18 protein-coding genes are annotated in these 21,559 nt (G+C 41.7%); 4 read left to right on the forward strand and 14 right to left on the reverse strand.

Annotated features, from left to right (window positions below; translation table 11 throughout):
- Nucleotides 1–301: 301 nt before the first annotated feature.
- From CO692_RS00945 to CO692_RS00980, 7 genes are all read right to left on the reverse strand, one after another.
- Nucleotides 302–1,825: a helix-turn-helix domain-containing protein gene (locus tag CO692_RS00945; protein ID WP_096741288.1), complete on the reverse strand. Its 1,524-nt coding sequence runs from the start codon at nucleotides 1,823–1,825 to the stop codon at nucleotides 302–304.
- A 298-nt stretch (nucleotides 1,826–2,123) separates the two neighbouring features.
- Complete coding sequence (locus tag CO692_RS00955; protein WP_096741290.1) at nucleotides 2,124–3,176, reverse strand: LPXTG cell wall anchor domain-containing protein; 1,053 nt, start codon at nucleotides 3,174–3,176, stop codon at nucleotides 2,124–2,126.
- 181 nt (nucleotides 3,177–3,357) lie between these two features.
- Nucleotides 3,358–4,818 carry an Ig-like domain-containing protein gene (locus tag CO692_RS00960; RefSeq protein WP_096741291.1) on the reverse strand — a complete coding sequence of 487 codons (1,461 nt, stop codon included), beginning with the start codon at nucleotides 4,816–4,818 and terminating at the stop codon, nucleotides 3,358–3,360.
- Nucleotides 4,819–5,121: 303 nt separating this feature from the next.
- Nucleotides 5,122–7,212: an ABC transporter permease gene (locus CO692_RS00965; RefSeq protein ID WP_096741292.1), complete on the reverse strand. Its 2,091-nt coding sequence runs from the start codon at nucleotides 7,210–7,212 to the stop codon at nucleotides 5,122–5,124.
- Nucleotides 7,184–7,960 carry an ABC transporter ATP-binding protein gene (locus tag CO692_RS00970; RefSeq protein ID WP_077454307.1) on the reverse strand — a complete coding sequence of 259 codons (777 nt, stop codon included), beginning with the start codon at nucleotides 7,958–7,960 and terminating at the stop codon, nucleotides 7,184–7,186. Before CO692_RS00970 ends, CO692_RS00965 begins: the two co-directional genes overlap by 29 nt.
- A gap of 89 nt (nucleotides 7,961–8,049) precedes the next feature.
- Complete coding sequence (locus CO692_RS00975) at nucleotides 8,050–8,997, reverse strand: sensor histidine kinase (RefSeq protein WP_077454308.1); 948 nt, start codon at nucleotides 8,995–8,997, stop codon at nucleotides 8,050–8,052.
- A complete protein-coding gene (locus CO692_RS00980; protein ID WP_096741293.1) occupies nucleotides 8,994–9,689 on the reverse strand; it encodes a response regulator transcription factor in 696 nt (231 codons plus the stop codon). The genes CO692_RS00975 and CO692_RS00980 overlap by 4 nt, the downstream gene beginning before the upstream one ends.
- Before the next feature lie 161 nt (nucleotides 9,690–9,850).
- Between CO692_RS00980 and CO692_RS00985 the strand changes: the two genes are divergently transcribed.
- Entirely contained in the window at nucleotides 9,851–10,468 is a 618-nt protein-coding gene (locus CO692_RS00985; protein WP_005225804.1) for an FMN-dependent NADH-azoreductase, read from the forward strand.
- A gap of 140 nt (nucleotides 10,469–10,608) precedes the next feature.
- On the opposite strand, the gene CO692_RS00990 is transcribed toward CO692_RS00985, so the two are convergent.
- The 4 genes from CO692_RS00990 to tyrS all read right to left on the reverse strand — a co-directional run bounded on the left by CO692_RS00990 (nucleotide 10,609) and on the right by tyrS (nucleotide 14,264).
- Nucleotides 10,609–10,995, reverse strand: a complete 387-nt coding sequence (locus CO692_RS00990) for a cytidine deaminase family protein (RefSeq protein ID WP_096741294.1) — start codon at nucleotides 10,993–10,995, stop codon at nucleotides 10,609–10,611.
- Nucleotides 10,996–11,038: 43 nt separating this feature from the next.
- Nucleotides 11,039–11,932, reverse strand: coding sequence for a deoxyribonuclease IV (locus tag CO692_RS00995; protein ID WP_077454311.1), 894 nt, complete (start codon nucleotides 11,930–11,932; stop codon nucleotides 11,039–11,041).
- An 88-nt stretch (nucleotides 11,933–12,020) separates the two neighbouring features.
- Nucleotides 12,021–12,932, reverse strand: a complete 912-nt coding sequence (locus CO692_RS01000) for an AEC family transporter (RefSeq protein ID WP_096741295.1) — start codon at nucleotides 12,930–12,932, stop codon at nucleotides 12,021–12,023.
- Between the two features lie 69 nt (nucleotides 12,933–13,001).
- Complete coding sequence (gene tyrS, locus CO692_RS01005; RefSeq protein ID WP_096741296.1) at nucleotides 13,002–14,264, reverse strand: tyrosine--tRNA ligase; 1,263 nt, start codon at nucleotides 14,262–14,264, stop codon at nucleotides 13,002–13,004.
- Between the two features lie 262 nt (nucleotides 14,265–14,526).
- Between tyrS and CO692_RS01010 the strand changes: the two genes are divergently transcribed.
- Nucleotides 14,527–16,965: a transglycosylase domain-containing protein gene (locus CO692_RS01010; RefSeq protein WP_096741297.1), complete on the forward strand. Its 2,439-nt coding sequence runs from the start codon at nucleotides 14,527–14,529 to the stop codon at nucleotides 16,963–16,965.
- Between the two features lie 144 nt (nucleotides 16,966–17,109).
- Here CO692_RS01010 and ccpA read toward each other — a convergent pair whose 3' ends face one another.
- The gene (gene ccpA, locus CO692_RS01015; protein WP_008378470.1) at nucleotides 17,110–18,108 is read right to left on the reverse strand and encodes a catabolite control protein A; all 999 of its coding nucleotides are present in this window, start codon (nucleotides 18,106–18,108) and stop codon (nucleotides 17,110–17,112) included.
- Between the two features lie 194 nt (nucleotides 18,109–18,302).
- Here ccpA and CO692_RS01020 point away from each other — a divergent pair, with 194 nt between their 5' ends.
- Both CO692_RS01020 and CO692_RS01025 read left to right on the forward strand, forming a co-directional pair.
- Nucleotides 18,303–19,403 carry a M24 family metallopeptidase gene (locus CO692_RS01020; RefSeq protein ID WP_096741298.1) on the forward strand — a complete coding sequence of 367 codons (1,101 nt, stop codon included), beginning with the start codon at nucleotides 18,303–18,305 and terminating at the stop codon, nucleotides 19,401–19,403.
- A gap of 53 nt (nucleotides 19,404–19,456) precedes the next feature.
- Entirely contained in the window at nucleotides 19,457–20,335 is an 879-nt protein-coding gene (locus tag CO692_RS01025; RefSeq protein WP_096741299.1) for an NAD-dependent epimerase/dehydratase family protein, read from the forward strand.
- An 81-nt stretch (nucleotides 20,336–20,416) separates the two neighbouring features.
- Here CO692_RS01025 and CO692_RS01030 read toward each other — a convergent pair whose 3' ends face one another.
- A complete protein-coding gene (locus tag CO692_RS01030) occupies nucleotides 20,417–21,097 on the reverse strand; it encodes a YtxH domain-containing protein (protein WP_096741300.1) in 681 nt (226 codons plus the stop codon).
- 14 nt (nucleotides 21,098–21,111) lie between these two features.
- Nucleotides 21,112–21,537, reverse strand: a complete 426-nt coding sequence (locus CO692_RS01035; RefSeq protein WP_005235398.1) for a DUF948 domain-containing protein — start codon at nucleotides 21,535–21,537, stop codon at nucleotides 21,112–21,114.
- Between the last annotated feature and the right edge of the window lie 22 nt (nucleotides 21,538–21,559).

Here is a 21,559-nt window from a genome sequence, read left to right on the forward strand (position 1 = left end):
CAATGATTCGTTTGGTTCCAATCAATTTGGAAACATTTTGCAGTGCTAATACTTCTGTCAAAGTTACCCCTTCTTCCTAACACCATTTCTGCAACGATTTTAAACAAAAAACGTTATGATAATATGTATACCATGCCATCTCTGTAAAAAAAAGTCAAGAAGCGAAAAAGGAACATCGATGCTCCTGTTTTTGCTTCTTGACAACTTCCTGTATCACTGTTGCTTTTCACGTTTGCCCAATTGCTGCTGGTCAAACGCTTGGCAAAATTATAAGTTCTATTTGCTCGATCTTATAGCGGGCTCACTCCGTTTGGGTGAATGCCAGTTGGGCGAACGCTGCCTTGTTCTTGGCACTTCTGATCTGTTTGATCACTTGCTTGAGCTGTTTCCACTCCTTTGCGCTTGGGTGACCATTCCAATAAAAGAGGTAAGGCTGTTCTTCCTCGGAAAATTCCTGATGGATCGGATAATCGCTGATCACCAAATCTGGTTTTTGAGACAGCGAATAATGGGCCATCGCTCGATGCGTGGCATTCATCAAGCGGTTCTTGATCCAAAGCTCTTGCGTTTTACCGTATTTCGAATGGATCGAGAACGTGACCGGCTGTTCATATTTGATAAAAATAACTCTCAGTAACATACAGTATTGGAAAATCAAGCGATCATTCATTTGCAGTAATCTACGCAACGCTGGTAAAGAAACAGTCGCTTCCAAAAAAAACCGTTTCATGGTTGGATAAAGCACTGGAAAAGCGGCTTGCAGCTCTTGTTCGTCGGTTGTTTTGCCAAAACTATCGCTTTTTTGTCGCGTACCAAAACAGCCAGAGGCGGAATGGATCATGACCAGATTAACCAGTAAATAGTTTTTTTCGGCTTCTGTAAACGTCAACCGAAAATACACGGCAAGTTTTTCAACAAGCTGCGCTTCTTGCTGGTACTTTGGCTGAGTCAGCCACGAGATATTAGCAGCATCGAGATCCTCCTCAAGATAGGTGTTCATTACCCCAAACATATAATACAAGAAGCTGCGTTCAACCTCCGAAATTTCAGAAAACGGCAGATGATTCCTGTGAAACAATGGGTTCAAAAAGACCTGATCAAACTGATTTTTTTCAATTAATGGGTGCTCAAACGTCAGTACTTCGTTGGGTAAAAACGAAAGCGGATGCTTTTGATGGATTCTTTGCACGGTGATAGCGAATAGATGAAGAAATTTATCGATATCGATTTTTCTCATATAAGAAGCATGGGTTTCAAACAACGCTTCAGCCTGCTCTTTCTCCTTGATCGATGCCAAGACTTGTGAGTCCTTCTCATCAAAAATTTGCCAATAGGTAAGATGATAAAAATAGCGGATCGCATATTCGGCACCTGCCAAAGGATCACCTTTTTTTAAACTATAGGACAAATGATAATTCGCCAAAACATGATTTAACTCCTGCAATTTTCGTTGAATCGTGCGGGGACTGCTAAAGGTTTTGTGACTGAGTTGTTCAAGGGAATGATAATCCCCCTGAAAGAGTGCATCCAGCAAGATAAACCCAACGGTTCCCTGCAACAATACACTATAGGCTTGGCTCAATAGAAATCGTGGAGAAAAAGTAATCGACACTTCTTTTTCCAGCCGATCATAGGTCAAAGTAAACTGAGGATAGCGTGCACGAAACACCTCTACTTGCTGAACGATCGACTGCATTTTGTTGGTTTTCCTATCGAAAACACCTGAGAGCTCTTTAATTGTATAGTCTTTCTTGTTCGTTTCGTAACAATAACTTAGAAACGCATAAATTTGTTTTTCTGTCGTATCCAAAAGTGCCTGTAACATGAAATTTCCCTCGCTTGTATAATCAGCAAACGCTGTTTTTATCCTAAATTTGTCATCTTACAAAATTGTAAGCTAGCAGTGTTTGGTGATCGTACCACCGTGCGCTCTTTTCTGTCAAATCACTTTTAACAAATTTTCCTTTCGTTATCTGTATATTTTCATAAAAAAAGTCTGACGCCTCAAAACGATCGTCAGACTTTTTGTTAAAAACGGTAAAACAAAAACGTGATTGTGCTTTCTGGGGAAGAAAATTCCAATCGTGGGTTATCAATTCTCTCATTATCCTCGGCATTTTTCTTTACTCTCTCTCATCAGAAAATAACTTTCGATTCAGCCAGTAAAGGAAGACAGTAAGGATAACCACGCCTAGACCAAAGAGTAAATAACGAATACTCGTATTTTTGCTGCCGGTTTTCGGTAGTAAGGCTCCATTGACCTCCTTAGCACTGCTTGTCTCCGTACGTTGTTCCTGTTCCATTTTCACTGAAGACGATGCTTTAGCGAGTTGTTTGCCTACGGGATCATTGGAGGAAACACTTCGCTTGCTTGACTGACTTTGGTTAGGCGCTAATTTGTTTGGTTTCGTTTCTGAATCTGAAAGATTCTCAGATGCCGCTTCACTAACGGTCATTGTTCCTGTTGTTGCGGTGGTTTCTTGACTCCTAATTGTCTGACTCGATTCACTCTCACTAACTGGTTGGGTGTTGAAGTTTTCTGACTCACTTGAATTGTGACTACTTTCGATCCTTTGAGAATCCTGACTTGTGTTTTCCGTAGTAGAAGTCCTTGGATCCGTGGATTGAGAGTCGCTAAATTTCGGTTCGATACTACTAAAGGAAGAGCCCGTTTCTTCAGTCACCTTAGAGCTTGCGCTTATCTCAGAGTTCGTGGTCTCACTAGAGCTCGGGGGTGTGATTACCTGCCATTGACTAGGCTTCAAGTTTTCAGTAATCGTTGTTTCACCGTCATAAATCACAACTAAATCTACTTTATCCACACTTTTGATCTCATCGATGGCCATCTCAGCATAGATCCTTAAGTAGTTTTCAACACCTGAAAACCAATCGACATTTGTTAGATACGTTTCACCAATCACCTTTTCACTGTGTCCATTGCCATCCCAACCATAAGTTAAACGGATACAAACGTTTTGTGAAGTCAGCGTTTTGTTCGGCCGTACCGGGATCGTAATGACTTTCAAGGCTTCATCATAGATCACTCGATTCGTTTGAACAGAAAACGATAAATTCCCTCCGGCTCGTTCTTTTGCTGAAGTATGATCGAAACCAAACACCAGCAGCAATAATCCCGCTAACAGCAAAATCAACACAATTCCAACCAGTTTTCTCATTTCCTCACTTCCTAAATGAATATTTCAAGATAACTTGATAAGGAAATTATAATAAATTCTCAGAGAAAACATGCGCCGAAAAAAAAGGAAAGACCCAATAAAATGGCATCTTCCCTTTAAATAAGTCTTTATTAATTATTCTTCCAAGTAAAAAAACTGCCTCCAAAATTTCAGTTTCTATCTACCTGATAAATTTACTCCAACTTAACTTCAATGCGCATCCTGCTAAAACCATTCCTATTGCAATCCATAAATGATTAGACGATTCATTCGTTTGAGGAAACTGCTGTTTTTCTGATTGATTATGCAAATTATTTGATTGGGATACCTGCATGTTCCCAGGGGTTGAACTTTGATGTGTAATCGCTCCATTATTACTAGAACTACTCCCGTTATTTGATTCTGAACTACTAATCATACTACTTTCACTACTTGGTTCCGTGCTACTACTTGTACTGCTTTCACTACTTGGTTCTGTGCTACTGCTGGTGCTACTTTCACTATTTGGTTCCGTGCTGCTACTTGGTTCCGTGCTACTGCTGGTGCTACTTTCACTACTTGGTTCCGTGCTGCTACTAGTGCTGTTTTCGCTACTTGGTTCCGTGCTGCTACTAGTGCTGCTTTCGCTACTTGGTTCCGTGCTACTACTGGTGCTGCTTTCGCTACTTGGTTCCGTGCTGCTGGACTCCCCTAGTTCACCGGTTCCACCACCACCGCCACCATAGCGTGGTGTATAGCCAGTAATACTGCTTGTTCTTGGCACATCATTGACTACGGCATCGAGGATGCCCCGATTGGTATATTGTTCCAATGAACCATCCGTTTCTGTTTTGTAGGTAATGTAGATCCGTTCCTCCGTATCCCGCAAAGGAATTTCAAAGGAGCCATCACTATTTAAAACGATCGGTACTTCATCAACATATGTTGGGTTGGAAACGCTGGGTCCATAGACCACTCGAGCAGTCGTACTGACGAGTGTCTGATGGGGACCTAAAATATCAATAAACGTTCCATCTTTGATCGTCACTTGGTTTGTATCAAACGAGTTGATGTACACACGCCAATCAATAATCCGTTTGGGTTCTTGCGTACCTAAATACAGTCCTTGTTTGGTGAGTAAGGCACCCTCCCCTGTATCATCCACTGCTTGAATAAAAATAGGTACCGATTGCGTTCCATTTACTGTTTCGAAGTTAATGTTGTTGATTTGGTTCTCTGTCACTTCATCGCTGAACTTTGTCCAAAAATAAAAGTCCCCATGTACATTGGTATTTTTTTCGACAAATTCCGTGAAAACAAAGGTCAGCTGATTGCCAACTTGGGTAACATTGACCACTAAGTTGTTATTTTCATCGTATAAAGCATACGTATTATTGACGCCTTCAATCTCAACTGGCAAGGTGACTGTTGCTTTGTCACCTGCTTTTAAGTCACCCAAATTTTCTAAACTCCACCTCATATCTATTTTAAACGAGTCATCTTTTTCGATACTTGTAATGACTTCATTGTGGCTATTGACGATCGACACATTTGTGATCAGCTTGGCTCCCACATCGGTTTCTCCATAAACAATCCGCATACCGGCAAAAACAGGAACTAACAGTAGCAAGACAGCAAATGCTTTTCCTAGTCGTTTGATCATTGGTTTCCTCCTTAAGTGAGCGCTTAGCTAAACCTACCGATCACAGCAGTCACTGTGCTCGACATGAATATTGTACTTAACAAGTGTCTTTTCGTTTCACGTTGAGAAAATAGACTTCCAGTTGCCACATTCTAGCAGCGAATCGGCGACTGCTTGATAGAATAAGTGTTAACTAATTTTATCTGCATATTAGTGATTTACACAATTAAAACGCTTCATTGCCAAAGGAAAATAACATTGCAGCAAATAAAAAGCCAAATCCCAATCCGTGTTGACTGAAAGGGATTTGACTTAAAAATCAAACTACTCTGTAGGATCGGCGATCCTATCAATTTGCTGGAAGTATCGATATTGACAAATCAAGTAAAAAACGATTTGAAAAATCAAAAAGAGACTAGCGATCACACCGTAGTATTGCCAAACAGGCAATTCTACTAAGATACGCAAAGCGGTCATCGCTACCGCAAAATGGATCATTGCCACGACTGTTGGCAAGAAGTACATCACTTGGAGCTGGCGTCTCAGAACGTTGTGCCGCTCCTTCGGAGACACACCTAAGATATGCAAGGAACGATGATACGCCCCATCTTTATCTAAATCTGCAAATAAACGGAAATAGATAATTGAAGCGGAGAAAATAAAGAAAACCGAACCCAGTAATACCGTGATCATTAAAATGATGCCATTTCCCTGACGATTTTCTTGGAAAACTTGGTATTTCGAGGTATAAGACGTACGCATCGGAATGTCTTTTGCCGCTTCTGACCACTCTTCATCCGTATAGTCTCCTTTGGCTTCAAACTCCTGACTGAGCTCTTCGTATTGCTGATCGATCAAGGCATTTTCTTTATCTAAATTCCCATTGAAATCAGATACCAATTCAGGTGTCTCAGCCCATTCTGGATAGTCTAACCAAATAAAACCAGATTCCATATCATCGTTAGACTCTTGTAAGAGATCTTGCCATTCCTCAAAGGTCTTATCTGTCACAACTGACAATCCAAAGTAATCCAGAGAAAGCATTGAGGGGCTGTGGACAATCGTAACATCCTTTTTTATACCGGTTTCTGAACCCAATTCAAGTGGGTAGATACTTGTGCGTTCGTTCTCAGGGACTTCTAGGAGCTGTTTTCGACGTGAATAATTAGCACTAAGTGTCATTATTTGATTATCTGCAACGGAATCAGCTTCCTCACCGATTTGTTTCATCATTTTCTGATAGTCGCTTTCTCGCATAATTGAAAAGCCATTCGTCGTATAAAATGAATCATTCATAACTGCAGATTCATCAAGATTCGCATAGGCCCATAGTAAGGAAACACTATCCGTTACAGGTGCATACCCTTTTTCTTCTATGGCAGTTTTAATTTCATTCACTTTTCTCTCAGAATGATCGAGGTCTTCTGGCCCAGACCACGGAAATACATAGGCTACACTAATTCCTTGGATCGAAGAAAAAGAAGAACTGCCAATCGCCAGCATCACGGAAATCCCAACGAATGCCACGGAGGTACTAATAGCAATCAGACTATACATCGCCGCATTGTCTCGCATGCGAAAAATCCATTCGCTGATAGTCAGCATCCGAGTCCCTCGTAAGAAGGTCGGGCGTTTCTTTAATCGTTTCAATAGAAATACGCTGAACTGATGGAATGACAAAATCGTGCCCGCAACAGTCAACAAGACTCCTAGCATAAGCGGCAGCATCGAGTACGTTTGGTAGCTAAAATAAAAGACCGATCCATAGCCCGCCACCAATAATATAATTCCTGAAAATGCCAATGCCCAATGGCTTTTTGGTTCAGGACGTGGCTTTTCATTTTCCTTGATCAATGAGATGATCTGTTCTCCTTGCAAGGCGCGGGTACTGAAAAAGGAGATCAAGAGAAAAATAAAGACATAGATCCCAAAGGTCAATCCTAAACCTTCCATAGGAACCATAAATTTCAGTCCTTCTGTTAGATACATGACATTTTGCGCAATCAGCAACAACAATTTCGTCAATAAAATCCCTAAGCCAATACCGGTCACTGTGGCGCCGGTCCCTAAGAAGGCATTTTCGACAAATAAAATCTTTCGCAGATCTTTTTCTTCGATCCCCAAAATCAAGTAGATTGCCAGATCACGTTTGCGTCGTTTCAAAAAGACCACAAATGTATACCATAAAAACAACAGCGACAGTAAGGCGATCACCACGAGTGCGACGGATAGACCAACCTTAGCTAAGCTTGAAAGTGTATCGCTATTAGATAAGTTTTCTTCCAATTGCGGATGAAAGAGCAAAAGACTAAAGATATAAAACACCATCGCCGCAAAGGCGCTACTGACGAAGTAGGCCGCATAGGTTCGAAAATTCCCCCGCAGATTACGAATGATCAACTGTCTGAAATTCATGACGGCGACCTCCTAAATGTGCTAGGACTTCAAGAATTTTTTGATAAAATTGCTGTTGATCAGCCCCGCGATAGACTTCGTTATACAGCTTTCCGTCTTTGATAAAAACGACCCGATCAGAAAAGCTGGCGGAATAAGGATCATGGGTGACCATCATGGTGGTCACCTTGCGCTGCTTGTTCATCTGACTTAGTATTTCCATGACATCTCGTGCTGCCTTGGAATCAAGATTACCCGTCGGTTCATCTGCTAAAAGCAATTCCGGCTGATGGATCAAAGCTCTAGCGATCGCAACCCGCTGCTGCTCCCCACCGGAAAGCTGATAGATGCGTTTGTCTTTTTTCTCATAGATCCCAAGTTCACGTAATAGCTGTTCCGAACGTTCTTTCATCTCAGGAACCGGCACCCGATCCAATGTCAGTGGTAAAATAACATTCTCAAGCACACTCAATGGTGAAAGTAAATTGTAGTTTTGAAAAACAAAGCCCAGTTGCCGACGACGAAACTCTGCGAGTTTTTGCTTAGATAATTCCAGCGGCTGCTCTCCTTTGATGATCACTGAACCTGCAGTCGGTTTATCCAATGTTGCTACCAAATTCAACATAGTAGTCTTTCCACTGCCAGAAGGACCCATTATGCTGATAAATTCTCCTTCTGGCACTTTGAGATCGATTTGTTGCAACACCTCAACAGAAACTTCTCCCGCATAGGTTTTTGTTATATTTTTCAATTCTAGTAAAGCCATCATTTTCACTCCTTTGCTACCAGTTTAGCAGGTGGCAGCGCAATCAGTTATCGATTTCGTGATAGAAAGCTTACAAAATTGTAAGAACGCCTTTACGTCCGAAACGTTAATGTAACCGTCGTGCCTAGATTCTCCTTAGAGACCAAAGCGATATCGATATCCAATTGCTTGCTGATCGTTTCGACTAAGTAAAGTCCGATTCCAGTTGCCTCGCCTGTTTGCCGACCATTCTGACCTGTATAAAAGGGGCGAAAAACCCTTGGCAGATCCGCTTCCGCAATCCCACATCCTTCATCGGAGATCGTCAAACTTCTAGAAAACGGATCAATTTCAAAACAGACTTTGCTCTCTGGCTTTGAGTACTTAATGGCGTTGCTGATGAGTTGAAACAGCAAGATCCCTAGCCATTTTTTGTCTGTTGTGACCGTGATATCCGCATCACTCAACAGTTTTGGATAGACTTCGCTGCGAATAAAATTCCGCTTCTGTTCACCAATCCCGTGCTTGACCACTTCCAGCAGGGAGACGGACTCAATAACAAAGTCCTCCGTGAAATCTTCCAAACGCACAAAGTTCAAGGCGGTCGCCAAGCCGCTCTTCAAGCGATCTGTCTCAGCCAAAAGATCGTAGCTGTCGACTTCCTCACTTTCAGCCATTAGCGCCAAGACCGAGACAGGTGTTTTCATTTGGTGAACCCAGATATTCATAAAACGGATGTGGTTTTGATGATGCTGATTCAATTCGGTGAGTTTCTCTTGCATTTGCTGTTCTCTTGCATCGAACTGTTTACGCCATTTCTTGGAAAGAGAGCCATTGCTGCCACGAACAGCTTTTCCACTCTTGAGATAGTGATAAAAAGCGGCATTGGATAGATATTCCGCCAAAGAAACAAACAAAAGCAACAAGCAAAATAGTAACAGACCATACCCAATGACTAAATAATTTCGATACCCATCGAGCCAAATCACTAAGACGAACAGTGAAATAGCGAGAACGGTGATCAAAATTCTCGCTATATGAAGCTTAACGTATTCTCTCATTGTTCGGTACCTACTACCGATAAGGCGTAACCCTTGCCGCGAATCGTTTGGATTGGATCATTGATGCCCATTGCCGCCAATTTTTTTCGCAAACGGCCAACATTGACAGAAAGTGTATTGTCATCAACGAAACGCTCATCATCCCATAATAGATTTAAGATTCGTTCTCGTTTGACCATCTCTGGGTGTGCTGACATTAAAAGAGTCAATAATTCTCCTTCTCGAACAGTCAGCCATTCACTGGCTTCACGATAGACCATCTTCAACGCTTCCGGATAATAGGTCAATTCGCCAGCTTTCAAGCTTCGCGCACGATCCGACTGCGCATAATCCCCATAAACTCTGCGAATATGGCTCTTCACTTTAGCTAGCAGCAAGTCATAAGAAAAAGGCTTGACCAGATAATCATCGGCCCCGTATTCTAAAGCCATCACTTGATCCATGTTGCCATCGCGCGCCGAGATAAACAGAATCGGAACCAGCGAACGTTCTCTGATTTTTTGACACCAATAGAACCCGTCATAATAAGGCAGATTGACATCTAATAAAACCAAATCTGGTTGAATCGACAAGAATTCATCTAAAACAGCAGCGAAATTTTCTGGAACAAAGGTTTGATAGGCATAGCGGGATAATTGATTTTCCATCATTTTGACTAATGATTTGTCATCCTCGACCACAAATATTTTCATAGAATCCCTCCTGTTTCTCTAAAGTTTACCAAAACCTCGTGAAAAATACTGCAATATCCCAGCTTTTTTTAAAAAAATACACTTATTTATTGTAAGCAAAAATATTTTATAGTATACTACACTTTGTGATTAAAACTTACTTAAAGTAAAGGTGGAAAAAAATGAAAAATATTTTAGTTGTTAAAGCCAATAACCGTCCTGATGGAGTATCTGCAAAAATGTTTGATACCTTCGTTGAAAATCTTGATACCAACAATGTGGACGTTGTAACCTTTGATGTGTACGCACAACCAATGCCTTATATCGGTCAAACGTTATTTGAAGCATTTGGCAAACTTTCACAAGAACAAGAATTAAACCAAGAAGAACAAGAATTGATGACTGTCCGTCAAGACGTGATGAACAAATTCGCAGCAGCAGATACCATCGTTTTCGCTTTCCCAATGTGGAACTTAACGATCCCAGCTGCCTTGCACACCTTTATCGACTACATCTTCCAAGCTGGCTTTACTTTCTCTTATAACGAAGATGGTTCAATGAACCAATTATTGAAAGACAAAGAAATCGTTCTATTGAATGCCCGTGGTGGTGTTTACTCAGGCGAAATGAGCGCAATGGAAAACGCTGTAACCTTTATGGAAAAAGTTTTCGGTGGTATGTTCGGCATGAACATCACAGAAGAAGTAATCATTGAAGGCCACAATGCAGATCCTTCTAAAACAGCAGAAATCATTGCTGAAGGTTTAGAACGCGTAGCAGCTGCTGCGAAAAAATTCTAATCATTGCTATTGATCAACTCCTCAACAAAGCGCTATTGCTGGTTGAGGAGTTTTTTTATCCAAAAACGTAGCTCGTTTATTGGATTGATAATACAAAGATGCCCCTTCAAACACAGCGGTCTAAGGGGCTAAGTCTCTTTTTATTTTGATGCTTTCCAATCAAAAGGCAACAGCTCTTCTAGCGTCATGATTTTTCCTGCTGCAATCATGACCTGCGTGTTATGGTTGGCAGGATCCAGCTGGCTGATGAATTCACGGCAACGACCACAAGGTGGGATCGGCTCACCTGCCGAATTGATTGCAACCATCTGTAACACCCGCTGCTGCCCATCGGTGATCATTTGCGCAGCCGCAGCCTGTTCGGCGCAAAAGCCCATGGAACAGCTGGTATCGATACAGATCCCCGTATAGATCTGTCCATCTGCAGTAGCTAGTGCTGCTGCGACACTCCCTGCTTCTGCAAATTGAGAGAGCTGTCTGAATCCCAGTTTTTGTTTCGCGGCATTGATCAGCAACTGAAAGTCCATTTTCTTCCTCCCACAACAAGATAGTTCATATTAAATGAACCGTTTAAGCACCGGCCATGATTTTCGTCAAGAGCTCAGGATCAAAGTTCTTTTCCCGCAGCATCGCAATTTCATAACCATAAGGGGCTTTTTTGTTCTTTTTGTCTTCCCCGACATACGGTGTTTCCAATATTTTCGGCAACGCTGTTAATTGCTCATGATGAACGATTTTATTCAACGCTTCAAAACCGATCGTCCCAAAACCAATATTGGCATGTCGGTCTTTATGACTGCCTTGCGGATTTTTAGAATCGTTGACATGGATGACTTTCAAACGATCCAAACCGATAATTTTGTCAAACTCGTTTAAGACGCCGTCAAAGTCTTCTTTGACATTATAGCCGGCATCATTCGTGTGACAAGTATCTAGTGTAACGGATAGTTTTTCATTTAAAGTAACACCATCGATAATTGCTGCCAGTTCTTCAAAGCTGCGACCAATCTCGGTGCCTTTACCTGCCATTGTTTCTAATGCGATCTGGGCAGTTTGATTTTTTTCAAGGACCTCGTTCAAGCCTTTAATGATCTGTTTGATCCCAGCTTCGGGTCCTGCACCGACATGGGCACCGGGATGCAACGTGATTTGAGTCGCACCTAAAGCTTGCGCTCTTTGGATTTCCTCTTGTAAAAATGAAACGGCAAAGCCAAAGTTTTCAGGCTTGATGGTATTGCCTAAATTAATAATGTAAGGAGCATGCACGACGATATTCGAAATTCCTTTTTCCGTCATAAAATCTTGTCCGGCTGCGATCTGCATCTCTTCGATCGGTTTGCGCCGCGTGTTTTGCGGAGCTCCGGTATAAATCATAAACGTAGTAGCTTGATAGCTAGCCGCCTCTTCTGCTGCTCCTAAAAGCATTTTTTTGCCGCTCATTGAAACGTGTGAACCAATCAACATTTTTCTTTTCCTCCTAAATCTAGTCTTCTCTATTATCGATAAAAGCGCCTTGTAAAGCGATTATTTTGCTCATTGCCGTATTTTTTTATCAAGCGAGTCCAAATAACATTAGGACACCCGTCATTAGCGGCATACTTATCAAAAAGCTAATGGAAGAAACGAACCCTACTGCTTCTTCCTCCATCCCAGCAATCACGGAATTAATGACACCGAACAAGGGAATCGGAGCAAACACTAACAAACAAAGAACTGGCTTTAATAAAACTGGGATTGGTAAAACATAGAAAGCCGCAAACAGCACGAAGGCCAGTCCGTAGCGCAAGCTTAAAATTTTGATTACCGTTGGCGTAGTGTGCTTCGGTAAGCGGAAATCCAAAAATAAGCCAATCATAAACATGGACAAAAACGTATTTGCGATCCCGATTGGTTGGACAAGCGCTAATGCCGCCTCAGGGATCCTCCAATCCGCACTGCGGATAATCAGCATCACTAGATAAATGGTAAATGTTGGCGAGCGCAGGAGATTCAAAAAGATTTTCCCTGGTTCAAATGTCGTCCGCTTTCCAATCAAGAATTCGATGAAAATCGTCGTTCCCCCTGCCAACATGATACTGTTTCCCATATCAAACAGCGAAATCAGCGGAATCCCTAAAGGATAAAAGCTTTGGGCAAAAGGAATCGCAAAATTGCCGATATTAAAGCCTGACCCGCAGTACATCGCAAACTGCTGCAAGGTACTTGATTCGTTTTTGGTCAAGAAAAATGCGAAGAGGATTTGGACGATCGTAATGATCAACGCGATCACAATCAAACTAAGGGCACTGACTTGTACTTGCATTGCAGCTAAATTCAAAATGATTGCCGCCGGTAACGTTACATTCAAAATAATTTTGGATAAGATCGAGCCATCGGCTTTCGAAAGGACTTTCAATTGCTTAAGAAAATATCCTAAGAAAATCATGGCAAATAAGCCGGCGGCATTCAACACTATGTTTCCCATTCCAACAAAAACCCTTCCTCTACAAAAATTTGAAAAAAGCGAACCAACAGGGCGGTTCGCTTTTTGCGATTAAAATGTTAGTAAAAAATATTTTTTCTTGCCACGACGAATCACGACGTATTTCCCACCGATCCGATCACTTGCTTGGATCTCGTACGTTAGGTCTTGGACGCGTTCCCCATTGATGTAGATCGCCCCATTTTGTACGTCTTCTCTTGCTTGACGTTTTGATGGTTCGATTTTAGCAGTTGTCAATACTTCAATGATGTTCAAAGAATCATCAGTTGTTACCTGGTGGCTAGGAACCCCTTTAAAGCCTTGTTCGATCTCTTCAGCGTTCAACTCTTTGATGTTGCCATTGAATAAACTTGCTGAGATGCGTACAGCTTGTTCATATGCCTCTGCCCCATGAACCAATGTAGTGACTTCTTTTGCCAAAGCTTTTTGCGCTGCTCGAGATTCTGGTGCAGCATTAAATTCTGCTTCGATCGCAGCGATCTCTTCTAATGATAAGAAGGTGAAATATTTCAAGAATTTAACTGCATCACGATCATCCGTATTGATCCAGAATTGGTAGAACTCGTAAGGCGTCGTTTTCTTGGCATCCAGCCAAACGGCATTGCCTTCTGTTTTCCCAAATTTCGTTCCGTCTGCTTTTGTGATCAATGGCATAGTCAACCCAAACCCTTGGACTTCCCGTTCACGACGCAATAATTCGATTCCAGAGGTGATATTCCCCCATTGATCGCTACCGCCTAATTGCAACAAGCAACCGTGGTTGTCGTAAAGGTTCAAAAAGTCATAGGCTTGTAAAAGCTGGTATGCAAATTCGGTGTAGGAAATTCCTGTTTCGATCCGACGTTTGACACTTTCTTTGCTCATCATGTAGTTGATAGTAAAGTTTTTCCCAGTGTCCCGTAAGAAATCGATCAGTTTCAATTCCCCTAACCATTCATAGTTATTGGCAATGATGGCAGGATTTTCTTGGTCATCAAAATCAATAAAGCGAGATAATTGGCTCTTGATACTTTGTGACCATTCCAAAACGGTATCTAATGTGTTTAATTGACGTTCTTGATCTTTAAAGGATGGGTCACCGATCATTCCTGTACCGCCACCAACTAATGCGATCGGCACATGTCCGTTTTGTTGGAAACGGCGCAACATCAAAATAGGCAATAAATGACCAATATGCAGGCTATCTGCGGTAGGATCAAAGCCGATATATAGTTTCACAGACTCTTCATTTAATTGTTTGGTCAAGGCTGCTTCGTCTGTGGTCTGATGAACTAATCCGCGTTGCTTTAGTTCTTCAAAAAAGTCTGTACTCATTCTTTCTCCTCCTAATAATTGCTTCATTGTTCATCTTAACTGAAAAAGAGGGCAATGAAAAGTCTTTCTCTCAAAGTCCTTTACCAAAAAAGAAACTTTTAGGCAAATCCTTTCGTTTTCCTTTGTTTTCACTGATCAGATCCAACCGTGAAAAGAATTTTCCTGATCCTCTTCTTGAGATAACGGATAGGGTGCTACCCAAGCGTCTTGTTTTTTGCTATAATTACACGGAATCTATTCTAATTTATTGAGGTGACTCTTTTTGTCCCAGAAAACGAAAAAACAAAAGAATACAGAAAACAAAAATAGAGGCTGGTTCTATTTCAACATCAGTCTAAGGGTTTTACATGCCTTATTCTTAGTCGCTATTTCTTTGCTGGTGCTTGGCGGCTCTTTAGCCTTAGGGATCGGTGCCGGCTACTTTGCTTTTCTTGTGGAAGATACCGCAGCTCCTTCTAAAGAAGAGTTGCAGAAAGAACTGACCGACATCACAGAGACTTCTCAACTCGCGTACTCAGATGGCAGTAAAATCGCAACGATTCGCTCAGACCTGATGCGAACGTCGGTTAATTCCGATCAAATTTCAGACTACTTGAAAAAAGCAATCATCGCAACCGAAGACGAATATTTTAATATTCACAATGGCGTCGTACCAAAAGCGGTCGTGCGAGCATTATTATCTGAAGCGACAGGTTTTGGCGGCAGCGGGGGTTCCACTTTGACCCAACAGCTGGTAAAACAACAAATCCTTTCCAGTGAAACAACCTTCAAACGCAAAGCCAACGAGATCTTATTAGCTATGGAAGTAGAGAAGTTTTTTGATAAAGACGAGATCGTCACTATGTATCTAAACATCTCTCCTTTTGGTCGGAACAATAAAGGGCAAAATATCGCAGGTGTGCAAGAAGCGGCGCAAGGAATTTTCGGCGTTAATGCCGCTGACCTAACTTTACCACAAGCAGCCTTCATTGCAGGACTGCCACAAAGTCCGATCGTCTACAGCCCTTATACAAATACGGGTGAGATCAAGGAGAACCTGACTGCGGGCTTAGAACGGAAAGACTTTGTCCTCTTCAGTATGTATCGCAACCACGATATTACGAAAGAAGAATACGAAGAAGCACTTAACTATGACTTAAAACAAGACTTCAAAAAGCAAGAAGCTATCGAACAAACGGATCAAAGCTTCCTCTATTATACTGTTTTAAATGAAGCAAAAGATATTATTGCCAAACAACTGGCAGTTGAAGATGATGTCAGTGATGAAGAATATGCCAAAGACGAAACCTATCAAAAATACTTCGAATTGGCGCAACAAAAACTCGTTAATGGTGGCTATACCGTCACATCAACGATCGATAAAGACATTTATAATGCGATGCAAGATGCCGTTGATAAATACGGCTCTATGTTAGACAATTGGGGCGACGCCACCATCGAAGTCGGCAATGTTATGATGGATAATGCCACTGGGAAAGTATTAGGCTTTATTGGTGGTCGTAACTATGCTGAAAATCAATTCAATCATGCCTTTGATGCCAAACGTCAAGCAGGATCAAGTATCAAACCAATGCTGGTTTATGGTCCGGCCATCGAAAGTGGTTTGATGGGCTCAGAATCGATGGTTTCTGACTATGCCGCAAAATGGCGGACGGGAGAAAATGCTGGTGAGTCAATCGTCAATGCCACAAACCGCGGAACCAATACCTTCATGTCGATTCGCGAATCACTAGAAGTTTCCAGTAATATCGCAGCGACAAATATTTTCCAAGATCTTTGGGAAAAAGAAGGCGATCATTTTTACGCCTACACAAATTATTTAAGCAAAATGGGCTATCCGGAAGATAATAGCTGGGCATATGAATCAGCGCCATTAGGGGTTACGGATGTCACAGTGTTGAATCAAACGAATGGCTTCCAAACATTTGCTAATAATGGTGTCTATCAGCAAGGCTACATCATCGAATCCATCAAAGACAATGAAGGCGAAGTGCTTTATCAGCATGAAGCCAAACCAGTACAGGTCTTTTCTGAAGCGACGGCTTCTATCATGACCGACATGATGCGCAGTGTCATCGATGAGCAAAAAACCAGTACCTTCAAAACAGTTATCAGTGGATTAGATTGGAATCTCGGGAATGCCGATTGGGTCGGTAAAACTGGTTCCACCAATAACTGGTCAGACTCTTGGCTAGTCGTTTCCACCCCATCGATCACTATCAGCAGCTGGTCAGGACGGGATGACAACAAAGCTACTGATAGTGCTGCAGGAACTCGGACAGCCAATTACATGGCTTACTTAATCAATCGGATCTATCAAACAAATCAAGAAGTTTTTGGTGTGGATCAGAAGTTTGAGCTTTCAAATGACGTGAAAAAAGTCAAAGTTTCCAAATTTACAGGGACCCAACCAGGAGGCACCGTGCGGGTCGATAATCGAACCTACACGAATCCAAGCGATACCGTCAACTCATATTGGGCCACTGGCGGACCGGATACGGTCGACTTTAAGTTTGGGATCGGCGGTTCGGACGCTAATTACGCTGACTATTGGAAAAAAGCATCGTCTAGCCGTTCAACCAATCGCTCTTCAAATACATCGTCTAATAATACTTCAAACAATGCCACGCCTACAGCAAATGATGATGATGACGATGAACAAGACAATGACCAAGCAAATACAACGAATAATGATGACTGATCAGCCTTGTGCTGATCAGTTTTTTTATGCAAAAAAAGTGTGGGTAAAAAATCCGTAGATTTTCTACCCACACGAACGATCGTAAAAGTAAAAAGCGGAACAACGTAGTGTTGTTCCACTTGTAAAGGTTCCGTGAATCGCTGCTTATTTCGTAGAGCTTTTTTCTGAGATACCGTAAGGCAAGACGATCGTTTTTTGTTCTACATCTTCTTTGTTCATCATTTTTGTCAATAGACGCATCGCAACGGCACCCATATCATACAATGGTTGGGTAACACTTGATAAGCGTGGACGAGCGGCTTCAGCCAATAATGAATTGTTGCTGGTGATGATCTCGAAATCTTCAGGAACTTTAACACCTTTGTCTAACAAACCATCTAAGACACCGATCGCTAGCTCATCATCTGTAACATAAGCTGCTGTTGCACCACTGTTGATGATGCGATCAACTAATGCTAAGCCTTCTTTAAAGCTGTATGGTGATTCAAAGATCAACCCTTCAGAATAGTCAAGGTTGTTTTCTTTCAAGGCTTCTTTGTAGCCTTTCAAGCGGTTTTGGCCATTGATTGGATCGATCAAAGCACCGCTAACAAAAGCGATTTTTTGATTGTTTTTCGCCAATAATGAAACAGCATCTTTGGCAGCTGCTGTGTAATCGATATTGACACTTCCTACTTGTTCATCAGGATCGATCGAACCAGCTAAAACGACTGGTGTTTTTGAGCGAGAGAATTCCCCACGAATTTCATCCGTGATGCGATGACCCATGAAGATAACGCCGTCCACTTGTTTCGCTAACAAGTTGTTCAATACGTTGACTTCTTTCATTGTATCGCCATCAGAGTTGGCTAAGATGATATTGTATTTATACATGGTCGCTACATCATCGATCCCACGAGCAAGTGATGAAAAGAACATATTGCTGACATCAGGAATGATGACACCTACAGTTGTGGTCTTTTTACTTGCTAACCCTCGAGCAACTGCGTTTGGCCGATAATCCAAGCGGTCGATCACTTCCAGCACTTTCTTACGAGTTGCTGGTTTTACATTTGGATTTCCGTTGACTACCCGTGAAACAGTTGCCATCGATACATTCGCTTCCCGTGCAACATCATAAATCGTAATTGTTTGTTTTTCCATGATATATCTCCCTTATTCTATTTTCAGAAAATCTTATTTACATTTCTTTGTTAGAATAGCAAATTTTTTCCGGATTTGCAACCGTTTTAATTTTGTTTTCATGAAAACTTAGCAATTTCCTACTTTCCCCGCCCCTATTCTCTTCCAAAGCATGATAAAATAGAAAAAGAATACTTGAAAGAAGGTTTTTTCAAATGAATGATAAAAAAATCAATGAGTTAAATGGCTGGTTGAAAACCAATGGCGCCGATGTTGCTTATATTTCTAATCCAGCAACCATCGCTTATTTTTCCGGTTTTAAAAGTGAGCCTCATGAGAGGGTCCTTGCTCTGTTTGTCGCTCCTGGAAAAGATCCCTTTCTTTTTACACCAGCTCTGGAAGTAGAAGAAGCAAAAAATAGCGGTTGGCCCTTTGACATTATCGGCTATCTCGATAGTGAAGACCCTTGGGCGAAAATCTGTCAGGAATTGACCTCTCGTTACCAAGTCTCTTCCTTGGCGTTAGAAAAGAATGATCTTTCCGTCGAGCGTTATGAAGCATTGAAACGCTTTTTGCCACAGACCGAATTTTCTTTAGATGTGACACCGATTATTCAAAAAATGCAGTTAACCAAAACGGCGGCTGAAATTGACACCTTACTAGAAGCTGGCAACTGGGCAGATGTTGCTTTTGAGATTGGGTTTGCTGCCATCAAAGAAGGCGTCAGCGAAATGGCAATCGTGGCAGAAATTGAGTACGAGCTGAAAAAGCGTGGGGTCTCCCATATGTCCTTCGATACGACCGTATTAGCTGGTGCCAATGCAGCAAGTCCTCATGGCGTACCTGGTGACCGCAAAGTGACTGCTAATGAACTCGTCTTGTTTGACCTAGGGGTCGTTTGGAAAGGATATTGCAGTGATGCAACCAGAACGATTGCCTATAAAGAACCGACTGCATTACAAAGAAAAATTTATGACATCGTTCTTGAAGCAGAACTAGCAGCGCAAGCAGCGGTCAAACCTGGGATTACCGCTGGAGAATTAGACAAGATTGCTCGTGATGTGATTACTGGTTATGGCTATGGCGACTACTTCAACCATCGTCTAGGTCACGGCATCGGGACCACGGTTCATGAATTCCCATCTTTGATCACTGGCAATGATTTAGTGATCGAAGAAGGCATGTGCTTCTCTATCGAACCGGGCATTTATTTACCAGATCAGGTCGGTGTCCGTATTGAAGACTGTGTGTATGTCACTGCAGATGGCTGTGTACCTTTTACAAAAACAGCAAAAGAATTGCTGGTTTTATCTTGATTTTCTAATGAAACGGCGCAACATGTTGGAATTACATGAAAAGGAGTGTTCTTATGAGTAAAAAAGTGTTGGTTTTAGGCGGTACGCGTTTTTTCGGTAAATATTTGGTCCAATCTTTAGTGGATCAAGGCTGTGATGTCACGATTGCTACCAGAGGAAAGACGACAGATAATTTTGGTGATCAAGTCAACAGACTTATCTTTGATCGCACAGATGAGCAAAGTATCAAAACGACGTTGACACAAGAAACCTATGATGTGATTTACGACAATATTGCTTATACTTCCAACGACATTGAGATCCTACTGCGTCATGTCACACCGAAGCGCTACATCGTTACTAGCTCAATGTCTGCGTACCATGAATTACACTTGGATTTGAAAGAAACGGATTTTGACCCAGCTGAAGAACCCTTCAGATTGGTCAGCTCTGAGGAAGTCAATTATGCTGAAGGCAAACGAACCGTGGAAGAAATCCTGACCCAAAAATACAGTCAGATCCCCTCCGTTTTTGTCCGCTTTCCTTATGTGATTGGTGCAGATGATTACACAAAACGTTTTACCTTTTACATTGACCATCTGATAAAGCAAAAGCCAATGGCTGTCGATAATTTAACGCATCAAATGGGCTTTGTGGATGCCCAAGAAGCTGGTAAATTTTTAGCGTTTCTAGGTACTAGCTCATTCACCGGACCCATCAATGGTGCGTCAAAAGGTACGATCTCTTTAGAAGAAGTGCTGCAATACGTATCGAAAAAAACCGGTCTTTCCCCACTCTTTTCAGAAACAGGCGATCAAGGCCCTTACAATGGTACACCTGCTTATTCGATCAATGTGGCGCTCGCTGAGGAAATTGGTTTTTCATTCAGTCAACTGCAGGATTGGATCTACCAACTTTGCGATTGGGAAATCGCCCAAGCATCAAACGAATAACTACTGAAATCACAAAAAAACGTTCGCCGATTTAACTGGCGAACGTTTTTATCTTTTAAAGCAATCAAGTTTTATCCTTACTTATGCTTCTGGGTTGTTTTTTTCTAATGTGTCTTTTAATTCTTCTTTCGCATCTTCCAAGTCAGCTTTGGCTGCTTTTGTTTCTGCTTTCGCTGTTTTTTTGGCATCATCTGCTGCTTTTCCAGCTTCTTTTTTCAAATCAGCTGCGGCTGCTTGACCATCTTTTTTTGCTTCTTCGACAACAGGTTTCGCTTCTTCTACCCCTTCTTTGACAGTTTTTTTCATATCTGCTGCTGAAGATTTTGCATCAATGATGATATCTTGGACTGTATCATCTGCATCTTCTTTGGCATCTTTGGATGTTTCTTTTACATCGCTCGCTGATTTTTTGAAGCGTTCTGATAGATCCCCTGCTTGTTTCTTTAACTCTTCAATAGTTTCTTCTGAAGAACCAGCTGCTGTTTCTTTTAAGTCATCAACTTTCGCTGTTAAAGAACCGGTAAAATCAGATGCTTGCTCGCTTAATTTTGCTGCTTTATCTTTAGCGATATCAACAAGATCCGTACTTCTTTCTTTGGCTAAATCACCATAATCAGATGCTTTATCTAATAAATCGTCTGCTTGTTTTGCTAATTTATTTCTTAATGTTTTACCAGATTCTGGCGCCAACAAAAGTGCTGCTGCTGCTGCCGCTGTTCCTCCGATGATTGCTCCTAATAAAAATCCGCCTTTTTTACTCATTGAAAGTCCTCCTTTTATTTTTGGTTATTTTTGTCTTTGAAAAATTTCATGGCTGTTTGACCGACTTTTCCAGCTACCGTTGCTTTGGCAGTCGTCCGGCCAAGACTACCCACACGCGTAATTAAATTTTTTCCAGAAACATTTAATTCTGAAACACTGGTACTTAGATCTGCGACTGCTGTGAACAAAGGATCGATGGTTGCGACTTTTCCGTTCACATCTTGTAAAAGCTCATTCGTTTTTACCAATAGACCTTCAACCTCTTTTGAAAGAATATCAACATCTTTGGTAATGACACGGATGGTTGTGTTTGCCTCTTCAACCGTTTTGTCGACTTTGGTCATTGTCTTGCTGACTTGCATCAACAAACGAACGACGAAAATAACCAGTACGACAAATGCGATCGCAGCAATTAATGCAGCTAGTTCTCCTCCTGACATAGAATGGCTCCTTTCCCCATTT

Source organism: Enterococcus sp. FDAARGOS_375 (assembly GCF_002393265.1).
Classification (GTDB): Bacteria; Bacillota; Bacilli; order Lactobacillales; family Enterococcaceae; genus Enterococcus_D; species Enterococcus_D innesii.

Bases quoted from the DNA above. Each gene is read 5' to 3' on its own strand.
- CO692_RS00945 (WP_096741288.1), bottom strand. From the start codon at position 1,825: ATGTTACAGGCACTTTTGGATACGACAGAAAAACAAATTTATGCGTTT.
- CO692_RS00955 (WP_096741290.1), bottom strand. From the start codon at position 3,176: ATGAGAAAACTGGTTGGAATTGTGTTGATTTTGCTGTTAGCGGGATTA.
- CO692_RS00960 (WP_096741291.1), bottom strand. From the start codon at position 4,818: ATGATCAAACGACTAGGAAAAGCATTTGCTGTCTTGCTACTGTTAGTT.
- CO692_RS00965 (WP_096741292.1), bottom strand. From the start codon at position 7,212: ATGAATTTCAGACAGTTGATCATTCGTAATCTGCGGGGGAATTTTCGA.
- CO692_RS00970 (WP_077454307.1), bottom strand. From the start codon at position 7,960: ATGATGGCTTTACTAGAATTGAAAAATATAACAAAAACCTATGCGGGA.
- CO692_RS00975 (WP_077454308.1), bottom strand. From the start codon at position 8,997: ATGAGAGAATACGTTAAGCTTCATATAGCGAGAATTTTGATCACCGTT.
- CO692_RS00980 (WP_096741293.1), bottom strand. From the start codon at position 9,689: ATGAAAATATTTGTGGTCGAGGATGACAAATCATTAGTCAAAATGATG.
- CO692_RS00985 (WP_005225804.1), top strand. From the start codon at position 9,851: ATGAAAAATATTTTAGTTGTTAAAGCCAATAACCGTCCTGATGGAGTA.
- CO692_RS00990 (WP_096741294.1), bottom strand. From the start codon at position 10,995: ATGGACTTTCAGTTGCTGATCAATGCCGCGAAACAAAAACTGGGATTC.
- CO692_RS00995 (WP_077454311.1), bottom strand. From the start codon at position 11,932: ATGTTGATTGGTTCACACGTTTCAATGAGCGGCAAAAAAATGCTTTTA.
- CO692_RS01000 (WP_096741295.1), bottom strand. From the start codon at position 12,932: ATGGGAAACATAGTGTTGAATGCCGCCGGCTTATTTGCCATGATTTTC.
- tyrS (WP_096741296.1), bottom strand. From the start codon at position 14,264: ATGAGTACAGACTTTTTTGAAGAACTAAAGCAACGCGGATTAGTTCAT.
- ccpA (WP_008378470.1), bottom strand. From the start codon at position 18,108: ATGGAAAAACAAACAATTACGATTTATGATGTTGCACGGGAAGCGAAT.
- CO692_RS01020 (WP_096741298.1), top strand. From the start codon at position 18,303: ATGAATGATAAAAAAATCAATGAGTTAAATGGCTGGTTGAAAACCAAT.
- CO692_RS01025 (WP_096741299.1), top strand. From the start codon at position 19,457: ATGAGTAAAAAAGTGTTGGTTTTAGGCGGTACGCGTTTTTTCGGTAAA.
- CO692_RS01030 (WP_096741300.1), bottom strand. From the start codon at position 21,097: ATGAGTAAAAAAGGCGGATTTTTATTAGGAGCAATCATCGGAGGAACA.
- CO692_RS01035 (WP_005235398.1), bottom strand. From the start codon at position 21,537: ATGTCAGGAGGAGAACTAGCTGCATTAATTGCTGCGATCGCATTTGTC.